1 protein-coding gene is annotated in these 1,083 nt (G+C 69.9%); it reads left to right on the top strand.

The features are described from left to right. Positions 1–108: 108 nt before the first annotated feature. Positions 109–1,074, top strand: a complete 966-nt coding sequence (locus tag AB0C84_RS46315; RefSeq protein ID WP_361079333.1) for an IS481 family transposase — start codon at positions 109–111, stop codon at positions 1,072–1,074. The last annotated feature ends 9 nt before the right edge of the window (positions 1,075–1,083 follow it).

Raw genomic sequence — 1,083 nt, 5'->3', positions numbered from 1 at the left:
TGTACTTGGCCATGATCTTGGTGACACCTGACCGGTAGGTGTTTGATCAGCAAGAAGACCTCCGGGCGTAGTGGAGTTTGCACGCTTCACCAGCACCCGGAGGTCTCAGTGAGCCACGCTAACGCCCGTCTGACGTTCCATGGCAGATGCCTGCTGGTTCGCCGTGTCGTGTTCGATGGCCGCCCGGTCGCGCACGTCGCGGCCGAGCTGGGCGTCTCGCGGCAGTGCGCGCATCGGTGGGTGGGCCGGTACCGGCGGCAGGGATGGGCCGGGCTGGCCGAGCGGCGCAGCGGCCCTCGCTCGTCGGTGTCCAAGACCCCGCTCCAGACCGAGCGCAAGGTGCTGGAGGCCCGCCGCGAGCTGCGCGCCGGTCCCGACCGCATCGCCGCGGTGACCGGGGTGCCGGCCCGCACCGTCACCCGGATCCTGCGCCGTCACTGCGTGCCGGTCCTGGCCGCCTGCGACCCCCTCACCGGGCAGCCGGTCCGCGCGACCCGCCACAGCGACCGCCGCTACGAACATCCCGAGCCGGGCGCGATGATCCACATCGACGTCAAGAAACTCGGCCGCATTCCCGACGGCGGCGGCTGGCGGATCCACGGCCGCAGCGAACCCGTCCGCGGCCGCGGCATCGGCTACGACCACGTCCACACCGCCATCGACGACCACACCCGGTTGGCCTACGCCGAAGTCCTGCCCGACGAGAAAGGCACCACCTGCGCGGCGTTCCTGACCCGGGCGGCGGCGTTCTTCGCAGCCCACGGCATCACCCGCATCCAGCGGGTGCTGACCGACAACGCCCGCAACTACCGCGTCTCGGCAGCCTTCCAGCAAGCCTGCGCCGACCTGGGCGCCCGGCAGAAGTTCACCCGGCCCCGCTGCCCCTGGACCAACGGCAAAGCAGAACGCCTCAACCGCACTCTGGCCACCGAATGGGCCTACCGCCGCCCCTACACCAGCAACGACCAGCGAACCCACGCCCTGGCAGCCTGGCTTGAGCACTACAACACCCAACGCCCCCACTCAGCTCTGGGCGGCAAGCCCCCCATCACCCGACTGTCACCAAGATCATGACCAAGTACA

It is taken from the genome of Actinomadura sp. NPDC048955 (assembly GCF_040649435.1).
GTDB lineage: Bacteria > Actinomycetota > Actinomycetes > Streptosporangiales > Streptosporangiaceae > Spirillospora > Spirillospora luteofluorescens.
Note: the sequence above shows the minus strand (reverse complement) of the source record. Positions and strands in the feature narration are given on the sequence as shown.